The organism is Candidatus Enterococcus avicola (genome assembly GCF_047470845.1).
Lineage (GTDB): Bacteria > Bacillota > Bacilli > Lactobacillales > Enterococcaceae > Enterococcus_D > Enterococcus_D casseliflavus.
Window position 1 is genome coordinate 255,354 of the sequence record NZ_JBLGTY010000002.1, and the last position, 21,476, is coordinate 276,829.

Annotated in this window: 21 protein-coding genes; 18 read left to right on the forward strand and 3 right to left on the reverse strand. The window is 43.0% G+C overall.

Annotation, left to right across the window (positions count from 1 at the left end):
• Nucleotides 1-26: 26 nt before the first annotated feature.
• Nucleotides 27-383, reverse strand: coding sequence for a hypothetical protein (locus tag ACI3E5_RS03270; protein ID WP_005228172.1), 357 nt, complete (start codon nt 381-383; stop codon nt 27-29).
• A 165-nt stretch (nt 384-548) separates the two neighbouring features.
• On the opposite strand from ACI3E5_RS03270, the gene ACI3E5_RS03275 reads away from it, so the two are divergent.
• The 6 genes from ACI3E5_RS03275 (at nt 549) to ACI3E5_RS03300 (ending at nt 5,953) form a co-directional block, all read left to right on the forward strand.
• Complete coding sequence (locus ACI3E5_RS03275) at nt 549-1,424, forward strand: SPFH domain-containing protein (protein WP_010750000.1); 876 nt, start codon at nt 549-551, stop codon at nt 1,422-1,424.
• Nucleotides 1,425-1,427: 3 nt separating this feature from the next.
• Nucleotides 1,428-1,925, forward strand: a complete 498-nt coding sequence (locus ACI3E5_RS03280; protein WP_005233908.1) for an LURP-one-related/scramblase family protein — start codon at nt 1,428-1,430, stop codon at nt 1,923-1,925.
• A gap of 19 nt (nt 1,926-1,944) precedes the next feature.
• A complete protein-coding gene (gene scrK / locus ACI3E5_RS03285) occupies nt 1,945-2,817 on the forward strand; it encodes a fructokinase ScrK (protein ID WP_010749999.1) in 873 nt (290 codons plus the stop codon).
• A 99-nt stretch (nt 2,818-2,916) separates the two neighbouring features.
• The gene (locus tag ACI3E5_RS03290; RefSeq protein ID WP_185080143.1) at nt 2,917-3,666 is read left to right on the forward strand and encodes an alpha/beta fold hydrolase; all 750 of its coding nucleotides are present in this window, start codon (nt 2,917-2,919) and stop codon (nt 3,664-3,666) included.
• Between the two features lie 119 nt (nt 3,667-3,785).
• Entirely contained in the window at nt 3,786-4,748 is a 963-nt protein-coding gene (gene trhO / locus ACI3E5_RS03295; RefSeq protein WP_016609477.1) for an oxygen-dependent tRNA uridine(34) hydroxylase TrhO, read from the forward strand.
• A 266-nt stretch (nt 4,749-5,014) separates the two neighbouring features.
• Nucleotides 5,015-5,953: a 2-dehydropantoate 2-reductase gene (locus ACI3E5_RS03300; RefSeq protein WP_074934119.1), complete on the forward strand. Its 939-nt coding sequence runs from the start codon at nt 5,015-5,017 to the stop codon at nt 5,951-5,953.
• A gap of 107 nt (nt 5,954-6,060) precedes the next feature.
• On the opposite strand, the gene ACI3E5_RS03305 is transcribed toward ACI3E5_RS03300, so the two are convergent.
• Nucleotides 6,061-6,849, reverse strand: coding sequence for a PHP domain-containing protein (locus tag ACI3E5_RS03305; protein ID WP_060791485.1), 789 nt, complete (start codon nt 6,847-6,849; stop codon nt 6,061-6,063).
• Between the two features lie 132 nt (nt 6,850-6,981).
• Between ACI3E5_RS03305 and ACI3E5_RS03310 the strand changes: the two genes are divergently transcribed.
• The 6 genes from ACI3E5_RS03310 to ACI3E5_RS03335 all read left to right on the forward strand — a co-directional run bounded on the left by ACI3E5_RS03310 (nt 6,982) and on the right by ACI3E5_RS03335 (nt 12,673).
• Nucleotides 6,982-7,848 (forward strand): AraC family transcriptional regulator, encoded by an 867-nt coding sequence (locus ACI3E5_RS03310; RefSeq protein ID WP_005228201.1) that lies wholly within the window; start codon nt 6,982-6,984, stop codon nt 7,846-7,848.
• Between the two features lie 234 nt (nt 7,849-8,082).
• Nucleotides 8,083-9,156 (forward strand): Gfo/Idh/MocA family protein, encoded by a 1,074-nt coding sequence (locus tag ACI3E5_RS03315; protein WP_005228203.1) that lies wholly within the window; start codon nt 8,083-8,085, stop codon nt 9,154-9,156.
• A gap of 30 nt (nt 9,157-9,186) precedes the next feature.
• The gene (locus ACI3E5_RS03320; protein ID WP_142965551.1) at nt 9,187-9,939 is read left to right on the forward strand and encodes a sugar phosphate isomerase/epimerase family protein; all 753 of its coding nucleotides are present in this window, start codon (nt 9,187-9,189) and stop codon (nt 9,937-9,939) included.
• Nucleotides 9,936-10,655 carry a ThuA domain-containing protein gene (locus tag ACI3E5_RS03325; protein ID WP_005228207.1) on the forward strand — a complete coding sequence of 240 codons (720 nt, stop codon included), beginning with the start codon at nt 9,936-9,938 and terminating at the stop codon, nt 10,653-10,655. Before ACI3E5_RS03320 ends, ACI3E5_RS03325 begins: the two co-directional genes overlap by 4 nt.
• Nucleotides 10,652-11,620, forward strand: coding sequence for a sugar phosphate isomerase/epimerase family protein (locus ACI3E5_RS03330; RefSeq protein ID WP_005228209.1), 969 nt, complete (start codon nt 10,652-10,654; stop codon nt 11,618-11,620). The genes ACI3E5_RS03325 and ACI3E5_RS03330 overlap by 4 nt, the downstream gene beginning before the upstream one ends.
• 24 nt (nt 11,621-11,644) lie before the next feature.
• Entirely contained in the window at nt 11,645-12,673 is a 1,029-nt protein-coding gene (locus ACI3E5_RS03335) for a Gfo/Idh/MocA family protein (RefSeq protein ID WP_010749991.1), read from the forward strand.
• Between the two features lie 78 nt (nt 12,674-12,751).
• On the opposite strand, the gene ACI3E5_RS03340 is transcribed toward ACI3E5_RS03335, so the two are convergent.
• Complete coding sequence (locus ACI3E5_RS03340) at nt 12,752-13,660, reverse strand: ArsR/SmtB family transcription factor (RefSeq protein WP_498820766.1); 909 nt, start codon at nt 13,658-13,660, stop codon at nt 12,752-12,754.
• Nucleotides 13,661-13,905: 245 nt separating this feature from the next.
• Between ACI3E5_RS03340 and ACI3E5_RS03345 the strand changes: the two genes are divergently transcribed.
• The 6 genes from ACI3E5_RS03345 (at nt 13,906) to ACI3E5_RS03370 (ending at nt 21,394) form a co-directional block, all read left to right on the forward strand.
• Nucleotides 13,906-15,147: an extracellular solute-binding protein gene (locus ACI3E5_RS03345; RefSeq protein ID WP_016609466.1), complete on the forward strand. Its 1,242-nt coding sequence runs from the start codon at nt 13,906-13,908 to the stop codon at nt 15,145-15,147.
• Nucleotides 15,148-15,305: 158 nt separating this feature from the next.
• Nucleotides 15,306-16,181, forward strand: a complete 876-nt coding sequence (locus ACI3E5_RS03350; protein WP_016609464.1) for a carbohydrate ABC transporter permease — start codon at nt 15,306-15,308, stop codon at nt 16,179-16,181.
• Nucleotides 16,182-16,192: 11 nt separating this feature from the next.
• Nucleotides 16,193-17,026: a carbohydrate ABC transporter permease gene (locus tag ACI3E5_RS03355; protein WP_142965549.1), complete on the forward strand. Its 834-nt coding sequence runs from the start codon at nt 16,193-16,195 to the stop codon at nt 17,024-17,026.
• Nucleotides 17,027-17,044: 18 nt separating this feature from the next.
• Complete coding sequence (locus ACI3E5_RS03360) at nt 17,045-18,838, forward strand: glycoside hydrolase family 2 protein (protein ID WP_498855849.1); 1,794 nt, start codon at nt 17,045-17,047, stop codon at nt 18,836-18,838.
• Between the two features lie 30 nt (nt 18,839-18,868).
• Complete coding sequence (locus ACI3E5_RS03365; protein ID WP_413132352.1) at nt 18,869-20,263, forward strand: glycoside hydrolase family 43 protein; 1,395 nt, start codon at nt 18,869-18,871, stop codon at nt 20,261-20,263.
• Between the two features lie 204 nt (nt 20,264-20,467).
• Entirely contained in the window at nt 20,468-21,394 is a 927-nt protein-coding gene (locus ACI3E5_RS03370; protein WP_347482644.1) for an alpha/beta fold hydrolase, read from the forward strand.
• Nucleotides 21,395-21,476: the final 82 nt, after the last annotated feature.

Consider the following 21,476-nt stretch of genomic DNA (forward strand, 5'->3'; position numbering starts at 1 on the left):
TGCCTGTGGCCGTTTTGCTTTTTTGTTTAATCTAGTACGTCATCACTTTCAACGATTTCTTCTGAATCCAGTTCAAAATCAGGTGCTGGATGAACACGCTCAGGCAGCTCCATTTCTAACTCGCCTTCTTCGGTGTATTGGTTGTCGGTATCGGCAACGTCAACTAAAATTTCTTCAGGAAGCTCTTGTTCCAACCGATAGCCTTCTGCATGACGTGCATCGAGTAATTCCAAAAGATGTTGCCACTCGTCTTTCGAGATCACTACAACGTCAATGCCATCTTTGTTTTGTACCTCTACAACAGAGGAAAGATCGGTGCCGACCGTTTTAATGATCGATTCCAACGACCATTTACTCGTTTCTAAGTCAATTTTTTGTGCCATAAGAATTACCCCTTTTTTGAGAAAAATTTTGTCCTACCTTAATTGTAACGGGAAAGTTGCAGAAAACAAAATAGCTTGATTGGGAATCGTCCCTGATATGCGCAAGAACATTTGCACAGCGGCTTTAACCAAGGTAAGATAAGAGCAAGAAGGGAAGGAATAAAAATGACAGAAAAACAGACATTTCATGTGAATGGGTATTTAGCACTGGTTGTGCTGATTGGGTTATTAGTTGGCGGCGGTTATTTGTTTTATCATGGGTTCGTAAATGAGAGCGTTCTCGAAATCGTTCTCAGCATTCTTTTATGGATCGTTTCGTTTCTTTTCCTTAGTTCGTTAACGATCGTACAGCCCAACCAAGCCAAAGCGATCCTCTTTTTTGGGCAGTACTTAGGAACCATTAAAGACAACGGCTTGTTCGTGACAACCCCATTAACCCAAAAAATCAATGTTTCATTGAAAGTCCGCAACTTTAACAGTTCGCTGTTGAAGGTCAATGATTCAGATGGAAACCCGATCGAGATCTCGGCGGTGGTGGTTTTTAAAGTCGTAGATACGGCGAAAGCATTGTTTGATGTCGATTATTACCAAGATTTCATTGAGATCCAAAGTGAAACAGCGATTCGTCATATTGCGACGCAATACCCGTATGACACGTTCAATGACGATGATCTGACGTTGCGAGGCAATACCAATGAAGTTTCGGAAGAACTGGCAAAAGAATTGCAAGAACGATTGGCTGTTGCTGGGGTCGAAGTCATAGAGACCCGCTTAAATCACCTCGCGTATGCGACTGAGATCGCTAGTGCGATGTTGCAGCGCCAACAAGCTAAAGCAATTTTATCAGCACGGCAAATCATTGTTGAAGGGGCCGTCTCCATGACACAAATGGCGTTAGAACAAATCGAAGACGGACAGGACATCAATTTCACAGATGACCGCAAAGTCCAACTGATCAATAATTTATTGGTGTCGATCATTACCGATAAAGGCACGCAGCCGGTGATCAATACGGGCGATGTCAAAGAGAAAGGAGTGTAGCATTTGAAGAAACTTTACATCAAACAGAAGGTTTTCAGCATCGGTGAAAAATTTACCGTCACTGATGATTTACAAAACCCTCGCTATTATGTCGAAGGCAGTTTTTTTAAGATCCCGAAAAGTTTTACGATCTTCAATGAGCAGCAGCGACCGATTGCGGAGATCACCAAAAAAGTGTTCAGTTTATTACCGAAATTTTTTGTGGAAGTCCACGGCCAAGAAGCGATCGTTTTAGAAAAACATTTCACATTTTTTAAAGCCCGCTATTCCATCAGTGCAGAAGGCATCGATGTGGACGGCAATTGGTGGGATATGGATTTTGTGGTCAACCGCAACGGCAAACGGATCGCAGAGATCCACAAAAAATGGATCTCTTGGGGCGATACCTATGAAGTTGTGATCTATGAAGAAGATCTAGATGACCTGATCATTGCATTAGTGGTAGCCATCGATCGCGTCAAAGCAGATGATGCCGCAGCGTCAAGTTCAGCAAGTAGTTAGAAAAAAAGGAGCGATGTGCATGTTATACGGTTCGATTGAAGCAGGCGGCACAAAATTTGTGTGCGCCATTGGCGATGAAGAAATGACGATCAAGGAAAGAGTGAGCTTTCCGACAACGACACCTGAGGAAACAATGCCTTTAGTCATTGGTTTCTTCAAACAATACCAAGCAGATTTAGCAGGGATTGGGATTGGCTCATTTGGGCCCATCGATATCCATCGCGATTCTGCCACTTATGGGTACATTACCTCGACCCCGAAATTGGCATGGCAAAATTTTGATTTCATCGGTACCATGAAAAAAGAATTTCCGATCCCGATTTCTTGGACAACAGATGTCAATGCGGCCGCCTATGGTGAGTATGTCTTCGGCAGTGGCAAAGGATTGAGTAGTGTCGTTTATTACACGATCGGTACAGGTGTTGGCGGCGGTGCCTTACAAGAAGGGCGCTTTATCGAAGGCTTTAGTCATCCAGAAATGGGGCATATGCTGGTCGTCCCTCATCCAAAAGATGACTTTGCTGGCAGCTGTCCATTTCATGGCAACTGTTTAGAAGGGATGGCTGCTGGACCCGCCATCGAAAAACGCTTAGGGAAAAAAGGTCAAGAGGTTGCAGAAGATGATCCTTATTGGGAAATCGAAGCCTCCTATATTGCTCAATGTGCCTACAATACAACCTTGATGTTTTCTCCAGATGTGATCATTTTTGGCGGTGGTGTGATGAAACAACGCCATATGCTGCAAAACGTCCACGACGCATTTGCAAAATTGGTCAATGGGTATGTCGAAACACCTGAGTTAAGCAAATATATCGTGACCCCAGCATTGGAAGACAACGCTGGAACCCTCGGTTGTTTGGCATTGGCTCGAGAAGCGGTCTTACATTCATAAACGAAAAAGGGATCATACTCTTCGGGTATGATCTTTTTTTACAGCGTATCAGTGGCGCTTTTGGCGACTTTTTGTATACTTAAGCTGAGGTGGAAAAGAATGAAATTAGCTGTTCGAAAAAGAAAAATCGGAAATATTCCGGTCTTAGAAGTCGTACCAGAAGAAATGATTTATGAGCCGCTGCCATTGATTATTTACTATCATGGCTGGCAGACGAGTAAAGAATTAGTGTTGACACAAGGCAGAAAGTTGGCTAGAGAAGGTTTTCGGGTGGTCTTGCCAGATGCAGCCAATCATGGGGAGCGCAAGACCCAGCTATCGGAGATTCCTTCTTTAACTTTTTGGCAAAGTATCCAAACCAATCTATTTGAGTTTTCTTACTTAGTCGATTTTTTTGAAAACCTTGGTTTGGTCAACGGTCAGATCGCAGTTGGCGGAGTCTCTATGGGAGGGATGACCACGTGCGGTTTATTGTGTCAGCATCCAGAAATCACAGCGGCAGCTTGTATCATGGGTTCTCCTTCCATGTTGAAATACCGTGACCGCATCCAAATGCACGCTGGCGCTGCTGGGTTCTTTGTACCCGAGGATTATGGTCAGCTTTTAAGCTGGATGGATGCTTACGACCTGTCTTCTCAACCAGAGAAATTGGGACAGCGTCCTCTTTTGTTTTGGCATGGTACCCAAGACGAGAAAATTCCTTATGGTGATGTGGAAGCCTTTGTGGCAGAAAATCCAGAAGCAAATTTGCAGTTTATCTCGCGAGAAGAACGCCATCTGGTACGTGGAGAAACGATGGATCAAGTCACAGCTTTTTTCGTGGCAGAGCTCAATCAAACCAATCAATAAAACCAATCAATGAAACTGTTTATAAAAGAAAAAGATTGTGTGAAAAGGTACAAGCATAAAACTCGTTTTTTGTCACGTGATAACCTATACTGTAGGGTGCAAAAAAAGGAGGAATTGGTTTGACATACCGCGTTTTATTATTTTATAAATACACAACAATTGAAGATCCGGAAAGCTTCGCCAAGGAGCATTTAGCATTTGGAAAAGAAATTGGCATCAAGGGCCGTATTTTAGTAGCCAATGAAGGGATCAATGGCACACTTTCTGGAACGGTTGAAGCAACGGATCGCTATATGGAAAAAATGGAAGCTGATCCCCGTTTTAAAGGGATTTTTTATAAGATTGACGAAGTAGAAGAACATGCGTTTAAAAAGCTATTCGTTCGTCCGCGTAAAGAATTGGTTTCATTGAACCTTGAAGACGACATCGATCCATTAGAAATGACTGGAAAATATTTAGATCCTAAAGCGTTCAAAGAAGCGTTGTTAGATGAAGATACCGTGGTGATCGATGCCCGTAACGATTATGAATATGATTTAGGCCATTTCCGAGGAGCCGTTCGTCCCGATATCCGCAGCTTCCGTGAGTTGCCGCAATGGATCATCGATAATAAAGAAAAATTCATGGATAAAAAAGTCGTTACTTATTGTACTGGTGGTATCCGTTGTGAAAAATTCTCAGGCTGGCTGCTGCGAGAAGGCTTTGAAGATGTGGCCCAACTCCATGGCGGTATCTTTGCTTATGGGAATGACCCAGAAGTTCAAGGCGAGCTTTGGGATGGGAAAATGTACGTCTTTGATGAACGCATCAGTGTGGAAATCAATCATGTAGATAAAAAAGTCATCGGCCGCGACTGGTTTGATGGGACACCTTGCGAGCGCTATGTAAACTGTGCCAACCCAGAATGCAATCGCCAATTCTTAACTTCTGAGGAAAATCAGGCTGCCCATTTAGGTGCCTGCAGCTATGATTGTGCCATCCACGAACACAACCGTTACGTGGAGCAACATGGAATCACAGAAGCAGAAAAAGCTGAACGGTTAAAAAACTTTGAAACAAAAAATGAAACAGTCACTGCCTAAACCGACAACTGTTTCACAGGAAATGAATGATTAAAAGAGTCGCACGTGAGTCCGAAAACTGGCTTAGCTCAGTCAGTTTTTCCACCTTCCGTGCGGCTTTTTTGAATGGACAGAATTGGAAACGATTGTTTTTTAATTATCTGAAAAATCTAACTATTCCAATTGTTCTTTTTTCTTTCCTATCGAGAAAAAACGCAAGGCTCTCGCATATTTCACGATTTTAGAGTAAACTATACCTAATTGTGGAAGAGGAAAGAGGAATTCAGATGAAAATTGTTATTGCTGGTGCAGGTGCTATGGGCAGCCGTTTTGCTATTATGCTAAAAAGAGGCGGAAATGACGTCACGTTAATCGACGGCTGGCCTGCGCATATCGAAGCGATCCGTGAACACGGATTACGAGCGAACTTAAACGGTGAAGAGATCGCAGTCCCTTTTTCGATCTATTCGCAAAATGAGATCCCAACGACTGTACAAGCAGACTTGATCCTGGTCTTTACTAAAGCGATGCAACTGGATCAAATGATGCAAACGATCAAACCGATGATCGGAGAGCAAACGAAAGTCTTATGCTTATTAAACGGGATCGGTCATGAGGACACGATTGAAAAATATGTCAGCACGGATAAAATCTTTTTAGGAAATACCATTTGGACGGCGGACTTGATTGGTCCTGGTAATGTTCGCTTGTTTGGGGATGGTTCTGTAGAACTGCAAAATATCGAACCGGGGAAAGAAGAAGATGCCCGTCAATTGGCGGCAGTCTTGGCTGATGCTGGGTTGAATGCGTCTTATTCTGAGAACATCCGTTACTCCATCTATCGCAAAGCCTGTGTCAACGGCACCCTAAATGGCTTGTGTTCGATTTTAAATGTGAATATTGCTCAATTCGGACAAACCTCAACAGCGCGTGCGATGGTCCAAACGATCGTGGAAGAATTTGCGGCAGTTGCTGCCCATGAATCTGTTGAACTGGATGTATCCGAAGTAGTCCACCATATTGAAGAAACCTATGATCCAGAAGGCATCGGAATGCACTATCCATCCATGTATCAAGATTTGATCAATAATCATCGCAAAACCGAGATCGATTATATCAATGGCGCAATCTCACGAAAAGGCCACAAGTACCAAGTGCCAACGCCTTATTGCGACTTTTTGACTCAAATGATCCATGCCAAGGAAGATATTTTGGCAGCGGAGTAACCTAAGTAAATCTGTTCTTAAAATGCAAAAACGGCGTATCCTTTTAGGGTTCGCCGTTTTTTGTCCATTTATCCAAAATGTGTTGTAGAGTGCATTCAAAGGTGACGCTATTGAGCAGGCAGATCCGCCATAAACCGTTCGCTACCTTGAAAGACCGCTAATTGATTGACACCAAAGGAACGCAATAGATCGCTCATCGCTGCAAAATCTAACCGATAGTCACTGGCTTTATGGGCATCAGAGCCGAGGGTGAACAATTTACCACCGACACTTTGATACAGCGGGATTGCATATTGATAAAGGTGGGCATTTTGATAGGGGCCAAAGCTCTTCGCGTTGATTTCCATCGCTAAGTCACGGGCAACGATTTTTTTGAAGATCGTCGTTAACTCTGTTTCAAAATGGGCGGCCAATTCCTCAGCTGTAAATTGGAAACGACGCAAGCCATAATCAAAGTGGGTCACGATGTGCCCGTCAGAAAACGAGTCCAACACGTGGGCCATTTGATCAAAGTATTGTTTGGCGACTGCAAATTTGTCCTTGTTCAACACGGCATCGTCCATATAATCAAAGGTACCGTTTTGATGGATACTGATCAATTTCAAGTCATAGGGATGGCTTTCAAGATAGCGCAAGATTTCTTGTTCTTGACCAGGCACGACACCAATCTCGATGCCTTTTAAGAGTTTCGTCGCTGTGGTCTCTTGCAGCTTCTGGTGGGTATTTACTAGTAATTCATAGTCAGGAATGTCATCACGGAATCCCGAATAGGGGTTCTTCAAATCGAAATGATCTGTCGCAACGAAGTAGGCAGGCTGGTAAGCAAGATAATTCTCAAACTGTTCATCTGAATCAAAAGACAAAAATGTATGCAGATGTTGATCATAATAATTCATAAACAAGACTCCTTTTCTTGAATACGATACCACAAAAAAGCAGAAGAAACTATGATTGGCTGAGAAAAGGTTTTCTCTTGGACAATTTTTCGCTTATAATAAATAAGAATAGAGCGAAGGAGTCGGTCAGCCATGAGTATGTACCTTGAAATTCCTGAATTTGAAAGTGAATTTCGTTTTCGAACGTTTCTAAATGATGGTTTGACCATCGTTTACCCCCATGTCCATAAAGAAATCGAGATCATTTACGCTAAGCGCGGCACGGTCAATATTGGTGTTGACGATACGATCATTGAGTTGGAGGAAGGGGATCTGTATCTTTTTTCCAGCGGGCAACCCCACTATTTTCTAGCATCGCCTGAGAGTGAACGCTATGTCTATCAATTTGATATGAAGCTTTTTGAAGAGCCGTTGCTTCGAGAAAATGAAGTATCCTTGATGACACTCTTTGAAGAAGGGGAGCCCCACAGCAAAAATTGGCCAACGAGTTTTACGGAAAAAATAACAGGTCTCTTGATCGAGTTGTATCAGTTGGAAGAGGAAAATGTTGTTGGGAAGCGTTATTTGACTCTCGGGCTGCTTTACCAGTTGATTGGGGAGTGCTATCAAGGTTTGCCAAAGCGCAAACAAGCCGTCAATCCGCTAAAACGAACGGCCGCACAATACAAAGAAACCTTGCAGCGTCTGAATGATGTCTTTGAGTACATCGAATCTCATTACCAAGAAGTCTTGACGATGGAGGACACCGCAAGACATGTAGGGTTTAGTCCCCATTATTTCACGCGTTTCTTTAAAACCAATACTGGCAAGACCTTCATGCAGTTTTTGACGGAATACCGCATCAATCAAGCCAAATTTATCTTGGCCAATGAAAAGATCCCCATGGCAGAAGTCGCTGAAAAAGCAGGTTTTGCCAGTGTCAAAACATTTCACCATGTCTTTAAGGAAGCCGTTGGTCAATCACCGTTGCAGTACCAGAAACAACTGAATCAAAATTGATAGAAACAGCCGATGAGCCTTTGCTTGTCGACTGTTTTTTTGTCAATTTGGCACTATTTTTTTCTCGATAGTGTTTTTTTAAGCGCTTTGCATAAATTGTGGAGTGGTTCTTTTTGTTAAAGTTTCATAAGATAATTTTCGGGAATTTTTTCAATGGAAACTGGGAAGAACTGCTTTCGATGTTTCGCTATAATGAGGGGGTAGAAAATAATAAGCGTTTTCAGGAGGAAAGATATGACAGTTAAAGTTGGAATCATTGGGTGCGGTGGGATCGCAAACGGCAAACACATGCCTGCCTTGTCTCAAGTAGAAGAAGTAGAAATGGTTGCCTTTTGTGATCTGCTGGTTGAACGTGCAGTTGAAGCGAAATCAGCATTTGGGACCGAAGATGCCCAAGTATTCAGCGATTATCAAGAAATGTTGGCACAAGCTGATCTAGATGTGATCCATGTGTGTACACCAAACGCCTCACATGCTGAGTTGACGATTGCCGCACTAGAAGCGGATTGTCATGTCATGTGTGAAAAACCAATGGCAAAAACAGCGGCAGAAGCCAAAGCAATGATCGAAGCAGCTAACCGAACAGGGAAAAAACTCACGATCGGCTACCAAAACCGTTTTAGAAAAGATTCTCGTTATCTTCATGAAGTGTGCGCCGAAGGACAGTTAGGAAACATTTATTTTGGGAAAGCTCATGCGATTCGACGTCGGGCTGTGCCAACTTGGGGTGTTTTCCTTGATGAAGAAGCGCAAGGCGGCGGTCCGTTGATCGATATTGGTACCCACGCATTGGATCTGACCTTATGGATGATGAACAATTACAAACCAAAATTTGTTGTCGGAAAAGCGTATCATGAGTTGTCGCAAACCAAAAATGCCGCAAATGCTTGGGGTCCTTGGGATCCAGAGAAATTCTCAGTAGAAGATTCGGCCTTTGGTTTTGTGGTCATGGAAGATGGCGCAACGATTTTCTTAGAAGCTAGCTGGGCGCTCAACAGCTTGGATGTGAAAGAAGCCAAAACGACATTGATGGGCAGCAAAGCGGGTGCGGATATGAACAACGGTTTGACCATCAACGGAGAAGACCACAGTTTGCTGTATGAAAAAAATATCGAACTTGAAACAGGCGGCGTTGATTTTTATGAAGGAAACGGCGAAACGCCAGAAATTTTAGAAGCACAATCGTGGATCCATGCGATCATCAACGATACCGAACCAGTGGTCAAACCTGAAGAAGCAATGGTCGTGACGGAGATTTTAGAAGCAATCTACAAATCATCGCAAACCGGTGAGCCAGTCTACCTATAAGAACCGCTGGAAGAAAAGGAGCGAGCATAAATGACAAAACCGAAAATCGCTTTACAGCTTTGGAGTATTCAAGAGGACTGCAAGACAGACCTTTTTGAAGCGTTGAAAACAGTAAAACAAAACGGCTATGACGGTGTTGAATTTGCCGGTTATCATGGACACAGTGCTGCTCAGATCAAAGAAATGCTTGAGCAGTTGGATTTGGCGGTCGCGGCTTCCCATATCCCGTTTGAAGCATTGCGAGATCGTTTTGAAGAAACCGTCGCTTTTGAAAAAACGATTGGCAATCAACGGATCGTCATTCCGTATGCCAGTTTTGATTCTTTGGAAAAATGGCAAGCCTTTGCTGCGGAGCTGACCCAGATCACCCAAAAGTTGCAAGCAGAAGGGCTGACTTGCTACTACCACAACCATGCCCATGAATTTACTGAAGTTGCTGGAGAATCCATGATCGATGAACTGATCAAAGACAATCCGCAACTGCGTTTGGAAGCCGACCTTTACTGGTTAGCCTTTGCAAACGTGGCTGTTTTACCTTGGCTAAAGGAACGCGAAACGAGGGTCGGCTTGGTTCATATCAAAGATATGCAAGAGCAGCCGCAGGAAAGCACCGAGATCGGCAATGGGATTTTACCAATCAAGTCGTATGTAGAAGCAGCTAAAGCATTAGAACTACCATGGTTGATCGTCGAGCAGGAAGCGTTTCAAAAATTCGCTCCTTTAGAAGCCAGCGGGATTGATTATCTGCAATTAAAAAACATCGTAGAGGAGGTCTACCAATGATCCACGTTACGGTATGGAACGAGTTTCGTCATGAAAAAACGAATGAGACTGTCCAAAAAATGTATCCAGAAGGAATCCATGGTCAAATTGCCAAGTTTTTAGAAGAGGATGATTTCCAAGTGCGAACGGCGACCCTTGATGAACCAGAACACGGGTTGACGGAGCAAGTATTGGCTGACACGGATGTGTTGGTTTGGTGGGGCCATATGGCGCACGAAGAAGTCGATGATGCTATCGTTGCTCGTGTGCAGCAGCGTGTATGGGAAGGAATGGGACTGATCGTCTTGCATTCTGGTCATTTTTCGAAAATCTTTAAAACCTTGATGGGAACGTCGTGCGATTTGAAATGGCGAGTAGACGATCAGCATGCGCGGATCTGGAATGTCAATCCAAGCCACCCAATTGTTGAAGGAGTCGGCGAATGGATCGAACTAGAGCAAGAGGAAATGTATGGCGAGCACTTTGATATTCCAGCGCCGGACGAATTGATCTTTGTCAGCTGGTTCCCTGGTGGTGAAGTTTTCCGTAGCGGCTGTACATTCCGCCGTGGGAATGGCAAGATCTTCTATTTCCAGCCTGGTCATGAGACATTCCCAAGCTATTACAATCCCAAAGTGCAAAAAGTGATCCAAAATGCGGCTCGCTGGTGTGCACCAACAGAAAATCGTTACCCAACATATGGGCATTTTCAAGCAATTGAGGAGGAAAGAAAATGAAATTAGGTGTTTTTACCCCGTTATTCAATCAACTTAGCTTTGAAGAAATGATCGATGAAGTAGCGAAAAAAGGGCTGCAAACCGTCGAGATCGGTACCGGTGGTTCTCCAGGCAATGCCCACTTAGACATTGACCGTTTACTAGCAAGTGAAGCAGAGCGAAAAGAATACTTAGCGAAATTAGCTGATAAAGGATTGGAAATCTCAGCTTTGAGCTGTCACAACAACCCAATCTCTCCATTAAAAGCAGAAGCGCAAGAAGCCGATGAACTTTTGCGCAAAACCATCAAATTAGCCAGCTTAATGAATGTACCTGTTGTGAATGGATTTTCAGGCGTTTCAGGCGGGAATGCAACAGATACACAAGTCAACTGGCCAGTATTGCCATGGCCAACGGAATACGATGACAATTATAATTATCAATGGGAACAAAAACTGATTCCTTATTGGAAAGGCATCAACACGGAAGCGGAAGCGGCTGGTGTGAAAATCGGAATCGAACTTCATGGTGGCTTTTTGGCACATACCCCTTATACGATGTTGAAACTGCGGGATGCTGCGGGTAAAGCCATCGGCTGTAACTTGGATCCAAGCCATTTATGGTGGCAAGGGATCGACCCAGTGGCAGCGGTCAAAATCTTAGGGGAAGCCGATGCAATCCATCACTTCCATGCCAAAGATACGTATTTGGACCAAGACAATATCAACATGCATGGCTTGACGGACATGCAACCATATAGCAATGTCAAAACCCGAGCTTGGACCTTCCGTTCAGTCGGTTGCGGCCACAGCTTACAAGTCTGGTCAGATATTATTTCTGCGCTTAGAATTTATGGGTATGATTATGTCTTGAGTATTGAACATGAAGATCCAATCATGTCCATTGATGAAGGACTGACTCGTGCCATCAGTAACTTGAAGACGATTATGATCCGTGAAGAAGCTTCATCCATGTGGTGGGCATAAGAAGAAAACCGAGGAGTGTCAGACATGAGTGCAATCAATTTTGCAGTAATCGGATATGGCGGCATGGGTGCGTACCATGTCCACAATATCTTACCAAATGAAAACGAACGAATCCACATCGTAGGGACTTACGATATCAATGAAGAACGTCAAGCGATCTCCCAAGAAAAAGGCCATAAGATCTTTAAAAGCTATGATGAAGTCTTAGCCGATGAGACGATCGAAGCAGTATTGATCGCCACACCTAATGACTTGCACAAAGAGTTATCGATCGCTGCGTTGAAAGCCGGCAAACATGTTGTTTGCGAGAAGCCTGTTGCGCTGAATACTGCGGAACTAGATGAGATCGTGGCGGTTGCCCAAGAAACTGGCAATACCTTTATGGTTCACCAAAACCGCCGTTGGGATCCTGATTTTCTACTTGTACGCGAACTGTACCGTAATGGACAGATCGGTGATTTGTTCCAATTAGAGTCACGGGTCCAAGGGGCAAACGGCATCCCAGGAGACTGGCGCCATGTGAAAAAACAAGGTGGGGGAATGCTTTTAGACTGGGGCGTTCACTTGCTGGATCAAATGCTATGGCTGATCGACAGTCCAGTGAAAGATGTTAAAGCGGATCTTAGCTTTGTGTTGGGGGAAGAAGTCGATGATGGGTTCTTCGCTTTGATTACCTTTGAAAATGGGGTCAAAGCAATCGTGGAAGTTGGAACCTCCAATTACACGCAATTGCCTCGCTGGTACATCAAAGGAACAGAAGGAACAGCCACCATCACCGATTGGGATTTAAATGGGGAAATGGTGCAAGCAACAGGTCGCGAAGATGTGGCAGCACCAAAACCAGTCCAAGCAGGCGTCGGCTTGACGAAAACGATGGCACCCCCATCGGAATTGGCAGCCAAAGAAATTCCTTTCCCGAAAGCCGAAGCAGATTTTGAACCTTTCTACAAGAATTTTTACAACGTTGTACGCAACGGTGCCGAACCTATCGTTAAAAACGAAGAAGTCCGAGCAGTGATGCAGTTGATCGAACGCATTTTTGCCACAGCGTAAGAGAATAGAAAAAAGCACTAGCTGAGGGAGTGATCTCTTTTCGCTACGTGCTTTTTTTGTGTAATGAAACGATAACAGTTATTCCGATACGTAAAAATTGAACAATAAATCTTGAGGATAATTTCCCCATCGATCGCCGAAGATGGTCAAACCACCAGCATTTTCGGCAGTTGCAGGTGCAGCAATTTTAAAGGTGAAAAAATCACTGTGGTCTAAGTCGATTTCATTCAGGTTGTGATCGGTTAATTTTTCTCCATCGAGGGAAGTATCATAGCGATTGATGCGTAAATGCTTAAGTAATCCATATTGACTGAACTCATCGATCCACCATTGCGGAGTCAGAGAACCTCTGACATCCGAAAAGTTTCCTGGTACGGTATAGCTACCGATGCAGTGATTGTTTAAGTAAAAGGAAAGATCGCTGGGCCAATAGTTATTCGAAATTGGGAACTCTGAAGCGATCTCCATACTAATTTCTAGTAATTCGATTTTTTCACCATTTTTCAAAGGATTTGGGATTTTGTATTCTAAAAAACCGTTATTTAGCCAGATGATACTTGCATCAACACGTTCTTGATCCAGAAAAGATTTTGGATCATCTAAGGCGCCAATCAAGCGGTCTTTGGTCGCCATTCCACAAGAAGGCTCAGCTTTAAAATCGGTGAAGTGGCCAATTTTCACGGATTGGGAGGTTAGATTCATTTCTGGAAACACTTTTGCTGGGAAATTGATATTGATGAAATCAGTTTTTAGAGATAAATATTTTTTCTTCCAGTCTAGCCCCGATCCTTTTTCTGTTTTGATCAACTGAGCTTCTTCGAGTTTACGGATATGTTTGGTCATCAAAGCATTGCTGATTGCTAATTTTTGTCCAATTTCACTGATGCTTTTCTTCTTATCGCCTAATTCTCTTAAAATCGCTAAGCGAGTTTCATTTGCTAGTGCTTCGTAGATCGGTAAAGATGCGTTTGTTAGATCCAATTCCATAGCGATCACCTCGTTATACTAAAATGTTTAATGAAAAGATGGTTTAATTATAACACAACCTTTTGAATTTACCAAATAGTAAAATGATGATTTTTTAGCTATACCTTGTTAAAATGATGTTGACAGCGCTTTATATTTATAGTAACTTTACGGTGTAAACATTATTCGACAATAGTCTAACAATTATGTTTATTGATAACTGGATATCATTTTACTTTTTAGTTAAATTAAAAGGAGTGTAAAAAATGAAAGTAAGTAAATCAATTGTTTTAGTAGGGACAAGCTTATTATGTACAGTGTTGTTAGCTGCTTGTGGCGGAAGTGGTAGCTCAAGTAATAATTCAGAAATTTTGCTTTGGTCTTCGACAACAGGACCGGACGGTGAAAAAATCAAAAAAACGATTGATCAATACAATGAAACAGACCCAGACTTTAAAGTGAAGTTAGTAAGCATGCAAGGTGACACCTTTACTTCAAAGTTGACGACTGCGGGGAAATCGGGGAAAGGTGTCCCTGATTTGGCTTTGATCGCCTCAGAAGCTTTGCCTACGTATAAACACCAAGACATGCTTGAAACTTGGGATGACATGATCGATGGGACAGAATTGGCACGGGAAAACTACGTAGAAGCTGCTTGGGACACTGGTGTAGTGGATGATAGTCAATATGGGATTCCGGCAACCATGGGTTCGTGGGTGATGTATTACAACCAAGATTTGGTGGATAAATATGTTCCAGGAGCGTTGGATGATGGCGTAGTGACGTATGAAGAAATCAGACAAGCTGGGGAAAAAGCAAAAGCAGATGGAATCTATAGTTTTGGCTATACATGGGGCATGCAGAATTATTCGAATCTCTACCAACAAATGGGTGGGGAATGGCAAGATGCACAAGGAAACATCAATATCGATAATGAGTTTTCTTACAATGCCGTTCAAGAGTTTAAGGATTTATACGATGCCGGCTACATGGTCCCAGATGGTGAAGATGCAAATAAGCTTTTTGCAAACCAACAGCTGATTTTTCTTCCAGAAGGAACATGGATGCTAAGTAATATGGAAGAAATCAGTGATTTCACTTGGGGTCAAACATTTACTCCTCAATGGGATGCGGAACATATCATTCAAGGTTCAGGCGTCGATCAGTTTGCGATGTTCAAAACGAACGAGGAACGTTCCGATGAAAAGAAAAGTGGCATGGTCGACTTTCTGACTTGGTTACAAGCAAACCAATTGGAGTGGGTCAAATCAGGTGCAAATCCTACTTCCTTAGCAATGCTAGACAATGAAGAATATGTTGAGATGCCACAATCCTTCTTATTGAAGACAGAAAAAGGACAAGCGGCAATTTCTGTTAACGCAGTTGATGGCTTATCATATATCTTTGGTGAATATGATAATCGCTCATGGGACATGATCACAGGAAAAGCAGATATTCAAACGACTTTTGGTGAGATCCAAAAAGTTGTAGAAGAAAAGATGAAATAATCTTCTCACGTGGAGGCTGTGGCAGAAGGAAAAGCGACCATAAAAGAATTCAGTCCATTTTTTGATAGGGTAGGAATTCTGATGGGGAGGCTTAAAGGGCTGTCACAGTCGTTTCTTGTTGAGAGCTGCACTAGAAATACAAGGAAGGATGGGTATTGATGAAAAAAAGGTTAAATGGCTGGCCAATCGTTTTTATTGGTCCGCATATGCTCCTTTTTCTTTTATTCTTTTTAGTTCCTGCAGTGATTGGGATCTATGTTTCTTTTACTGAATGGGATCTGTTCAGTACACCGATTTTTGTCGGGTTTGATAATTTTAAAACGATTTTGTTTGATCAAGACTCGTTGTATCATACGCAATTTTTTAATGGAATGAAAAATACGCTGTTTTTTGCGGCAATCTCCGTTCCGTTATGTATTGTAATTCCCTTGTTGCTAGCGGTTGCATTATCTGCTAAACCAAAAATGATGCGTTTTTTTCAATCGATTCTCTACCTGCCAACATTATTTGCAATCTCTGCCGTCATGATTATTTGGGGGTTCCTTTTGAGCAAATCTTTTGGACCGATCAAAGAAGTATTCGGTATCGACATCAATTTTGTAGGCACGCAACCATGGGCATGGATCGCTATTTTGATCGTGACGATTTGGTGGACATTAGGTGGGAATCTAATTATTTATGTTGCTGCATTAAATGGCGTCTCCAAAGAGCAGTTAGAAGCAGCAGAATTAGATGGTGCGAATAGTATCACGAAATTTTTCCGTATTTCTTTGCCGAGTATTCGCAACCAGCTTGTTTTTACCACGGTCATGACGACCATCGCTCAGTTTAATATTTATGGTCAGCCACTAATGCTGACGGGAGGCGGACCCAACAATTCTACTCGCGTGTTGATGATGTACATCCAAGAAAATGCCTTTGGTAGTAGTACCTCGGTTGCAGGAATTTCTTCAGCGATGGCCATTCTACTAGGTTTTGTAATCATGGCAGTTTCGATTGTGCAATTTATGGTCATCAAAAAAATGGAAAGATAGGAGGGATGAAGATGCGAGAAAACAAACTAGGGAAAAGAATTGCCTTTATTTTGCTAGCGATCGTCTGTGTGATTTGGATCTTTCCTTTAATATGGGCAATTTTTACCTCGTTTAAATCGGAGGCAGAGATTCAAAAGGTTGGGTTCAGTTTGATTCCGCAAGATTGGACGCTGGCTAACTTTTTGGGCTTGTTACATGGCAATGATTCTTCTCCTGTGTTCCGCTGGTTTGTGAATTCAATGATTATTTCAACTTCACATACGCTGTTAGTTATGGTGATCGTCTCGTTTGCGGCTTATGGCTATACACGACTCACCTTTAAGGGGAGAGATTTGATTTTTGCCTTATTGTTAGGAACGATGATGTTTCCCGGGGTGGTCAATTTGATCCCAAATTTTAAAATCGTTGATACGTTAGGTTGGACCAATACATTTCTGGCAGTCATCGTTCCTGGAGCAGCAGGTGTTTATAACATTTTCCTTGTTCGGCAGTTCATTTTAGGGATTCCTAAAGAATTGGATGAATCGGCTGTGATCGATGGGGCCAACGAGTTTCAAATCTTTTATCATATCATTTTACCGTTGATCAAACCTGTATTGACGGTGGTTGCGTTATTTAGTTTTACTGGCTCATGGAATGACTTCTTGTGGCCATCGATCGTGATAAACGATATTGATAAATTACCGATTACACCGGGGCTGCAATTGCTACAAGGGCAATACATGACCTATCCGGGAATTGGAACTGCCGGAGCAATCTTGGCTTTGATCCCTACCTTTTTATTGTATTTGGTGGCGCAAAAAAGCTTTATGGCGTCAATGTCGTTGCAAAGTGGCATAAAATAATTTGTTTTTGGAGGAAATATGAGTAGAGAAGAATACCCGAGACCGCAATTTGAGAGAGAAAATTGGTTAAGTTTAAATGGTGAATGGCAATTTGCCTTTGATGACCAAAATCTTGGTTTAAAAGAAAAGTGGTACACAAACGAAGCAAACTATCCGTACAAGATCAATGTTCCCTTTGTCTATCAAAGTGCATTGAGCGGCATTGATCATCGAGAAGTGCACGACGTTGTATGGTATTATCGGACCTTCGATGTGCAAGTCCCTGAAAAAAGTCGTGTCCTTTTGCATTTTGGGGCGGTGGACTATGAAGCAGATGTGTTTGTCAATGGAAATCATGTGAAAAATCATTGCGGAGGGCATACCTCGTTTGCTATAGACATCACGGATGCTCTAGTATCTGGACAAGAGCAAATACTAAGTGTGCGAGCATTTGACCCGCATTTTGATGAAAGCATTCCACGGGGGAAACAATTTTGGGAAGAAGAATCAGCAGGAATCTGGTACACAAACTCAACAGGGATCTGGCAGCCAGTCTGGCTTGAAGTAGTTGCTGAAACCCATCTGCAACAGGTGAAATTTACGAGTGATTTTGATGCTGGCGCCGTGAAGGTCGATGTAGAACTGAACCAGTTACAGCCGCAAGTAGTCTTAGAATATCAAATCTATTTTAAAGATGTTTTAGTTACCAGCGGAAAGGCAGACTTTATCACTTCTAAGTTGAGTCTTGCAGTTGATATTTTCCAGCAAGAAATTTTTCGGACGAATTTTCACCACGAAGGCTGGTCTTGGACACCTGAAAAGCCGCAATTATTTGATGTTGAATTGACGCTTAGAGAAGCAGGGAATGCCATCGATCAGCTAAAAAGTTATTTTGGTATGCGTAAAATACATACAGAAAACGGTATGATTTACTTAAATAACAAGCCTTACTACCAGAAGTTGGTTCTCGATCAAGGCTATTGGCCGAGCGGCTTGTTAACTGCACCAACAGATGAGGACTTTAAACAAGACATCTTATTGGCCAAAGAAATGGGATTTAATGGTTGCCGAAAACACCAAAAAACAGAAGACCCACGCTTTTTATATTGGGCAGATAAATTAGGATTTCTTGTTTGGGGAGAGTGTGCGGCGCCGGCAATCTATACCGATCTTTCGGTAACGCGCTTGATGCAAGAGTGGGCAGAAATCATTACTCGAGATTATAGTCATCCTTCGATCGTTACTTGGGTCCCAATCAACGAGAGCTGGGGGGTGCCAAAAATATCATTTGATCGTCAGCAACAGCATTTTTCTCAAGCGATGTATCACTTTATCCATTCGCTAGACCAGCAACGGTTGGTTATTTCAAATGATGGTTGGGCGATGACGGAGACAGATATTTGTGCGATTCATAATTATGCGCATGGGCAAGAATCTGAGCGGCAAAAATATCTATACTTCAAAGACAGTCTCAGCACGAGAGAAAAATTGGTGAATCGAGTATCGACCCCGTGGCCGATTTTCGCTGGAGGATTTTCTTATCAGGATCAGCCTATTTTATTGACCGAGTTTGGCGGTATTGGCTTCGATGTTTCGGGGCAACCCGGTTGGGGCTATACCTCAGTGGAAAATCAACAAGATTTCTTGAAGGATTATCAGCGAATCATGACAGCTGTTTATGATTCTGTCGGGCTCTGGGGCTATTGCTACACTCAGTTGACAGATGTTGAACAAGAAATCAATGGATTACTGACCTATGACCGCCAACCAAAAGTTGATTTGGCGGCGATTAAAGAGATCAATGAGCAGTTTCATCCACCGCAGGTAGAATAAAATGATTGGTAAGGAAAGGGGCGATGTCCAATGGGGAAATCAGCAGCTTGGCTCAGTGGAGTAAGTATCTTGATGATAACCGGTTGTAGCACAGGAACTGATCCAGGGGAAGAAGTGTCCGATTTTACTTCAATTATCGATAATGACGGGGCAGATCCTTGGATCTTGCAAACGGAAGCGTTCTTTTATTATACCAAAACGACTGGGAATAATTTAACACTCTGGCGTGCTGAAAACCTCTCTCACGTTGCTGCTGGTGAAAAAAAGGTCATCTGGGAAATGCCAGCAGAATTTGAAAGTATCTGGGCACCCGAGCTTCATTACTTAGATGATCGCTGGGTGATGTATTTCGCGGCTAATCGTCCTTCAGAAACGCATCGTATGTACGCATTAGTCAATCATCAAAAAGATCCTTACATGGGTGAGTGGCAATTGGAAGAGATCAAAGGGATGGATGATAAATTTGCGATTGATGGAACAGTCTTAGAGATCAATGACAAACGCTATTTCCTTTGGTCGGGCTGGGAAGGGTATGAAAATGTTGCGCAAAATCTTTATTTAGCGGAAATGGCCTCCCCTACGGAAGTGATTGGGGAGAAACGGCTTATCTCAGAACCAGAATATGAATGGGAAATGCGGCAAACACCATTGATCAATGAAGCCCCTCAAGTGATTATCAAAGACGAAACAGTCAATTTGGTATACTCTGCCAGTGGAAGCTGGGACAATGATTACGCTCTTGGTCTTATGACCCTAGATGTAGCTGATGATCCCCTAGAAAGAGCGAATTGGCAAAAGGAACCAGAGCCGATTTTCCAACAGACAAACACTGTCTATGGACCTGGTCATAATGGATTTGCCAAATCAAAAGATGGTTCTGAAGACTGGTTGATTTATCACGCTGCTCGGTGGGATCATTCGGGCTGGGACCGTTCGATCCGCTTGCAAAAGTTTGGTTGGGATCAAGAGGATAAAGTCCTACTGGAAGCTCCTTTGGATGAGTGGCATGTTCAAGCGTTGCCAAAATCTGAGCCGAATCGACTGCGATTAACTGCTAGCCGTGCTTTGTTGGAAGGCGATTTAGCGCTTGTCGAAGATGAGGCAGCACTCTCTAAGAAAGTCGTCCAAGGCTTTGAATCAACGACTGACAAAATTATCTTTACCCCTCAGATTGAAGAATCAGATGAATTTCTGGTGATTGCCTATGTCAAAACCACTGATTATCTCTCCTTAAATGACCCAATTCAGGTCAAGATTGAAACGAAACAAGCAAGTCACGTGGTGGATGTCTATCCTTCCGAATATTATCAACCGCTACAAGTCCGCATGAAGTTACCGAAAGGATCGCAGGAAATCACCCTTTCGTCTGAGATTGGGGTTGACACGCTAAGTATTGATCGTTTAGAAATCGTCAAATTCCAATAAAGAATAATGAGGAAGTTTTTTTAATCCAAGCGATGGGTGATGATCGCTTGACTCCTGCTACTTTGTCTTTAGACAATGTGGCAGGATTTTTTTCCCTTGAAAATTCCCAACTCCTACCGCCATAGCCTAAAATTCCATGTATAATAAAGAAAACGACCGTTTTATTTGGCGAAGGGAAAAGAAAAAGCAAAAGAGGTGCGAACTATGAGGATGAATCAAGAAAAGCTGACTTCATCAAATGGGAAGGATCAGCTTTTTGTCAAAACGTGGCTGCCAGAAGAACAGCCGAAAGCAGTCGTGCAAATCGTTCACGGAATGATCGAACACATTGAACGTTACCACGAGTTTGCGGAATGTTTGACTGCGCAAGGCTATGCGGTGGTCGGTCATGATCACTTAGGGCATGGGCAATCCGTGAAGGAAACACAGGCCTATGGGCATTTTGGTGAAAAAGAGGGCGCCAACTATTTAGTGGCAGATGTGAGAGTGGTCCATCAGTACGCAGCTGCTTGCTACCCAGACCGACCATACTTTATCTTAGGGCACAGTATGGGGTCTCTGGTGTTGCGGAATTATTTGTTTAGTCAGCCACATCCATTGTCAGGAGCGATCATCATGGGCACCACGATGGAAAAAGCCGTGCTGATGCAAGGAGGCAAACTTGTCACGAACTTGTTGCGCCCGTTTGCCGCTCAGCAATGGCCTTATCACGTAATGGAACAGCTGGTTTTTGGCCAGCACAACCGGCGTTTTCGTCCCAATCGGACCGCCAAGGATTGGTTGACCAGTGATCCGCAACAAGTGGATCGCTACTTGAAGGACCCTTACACGCAATTTCATTTTTCCTTAGCGGCTTACAAGGATCTCTTTACATTGACGCAAGCTGCCAGTGATCCGGATCAACTGCGCAGGATTGATCCAGAATTGCCGCTGCTCTTGATTTCAGGTGCAGATGATCCTGTGGGGCACTATGGCAAAAGCGTCCGCCAATTGGCTCAGCAGCTGAAGCAAAATGCTGACGTGACGATGTATTTGCTTGAGCAGGGACGTCATGAGATTTTGAATGAGCGCAACCGCGAGATCGTTTACAATGAAATTTCTCGCTGGCTGTTTGAAAAAATGCCGAAATGACGAACGTTAAGAAATTGGTAGTCTTTTCTGAAAATTCAAAATTATTTTCTCTTTTAAGGCTTTTTTCATTTTCGGCTATCTG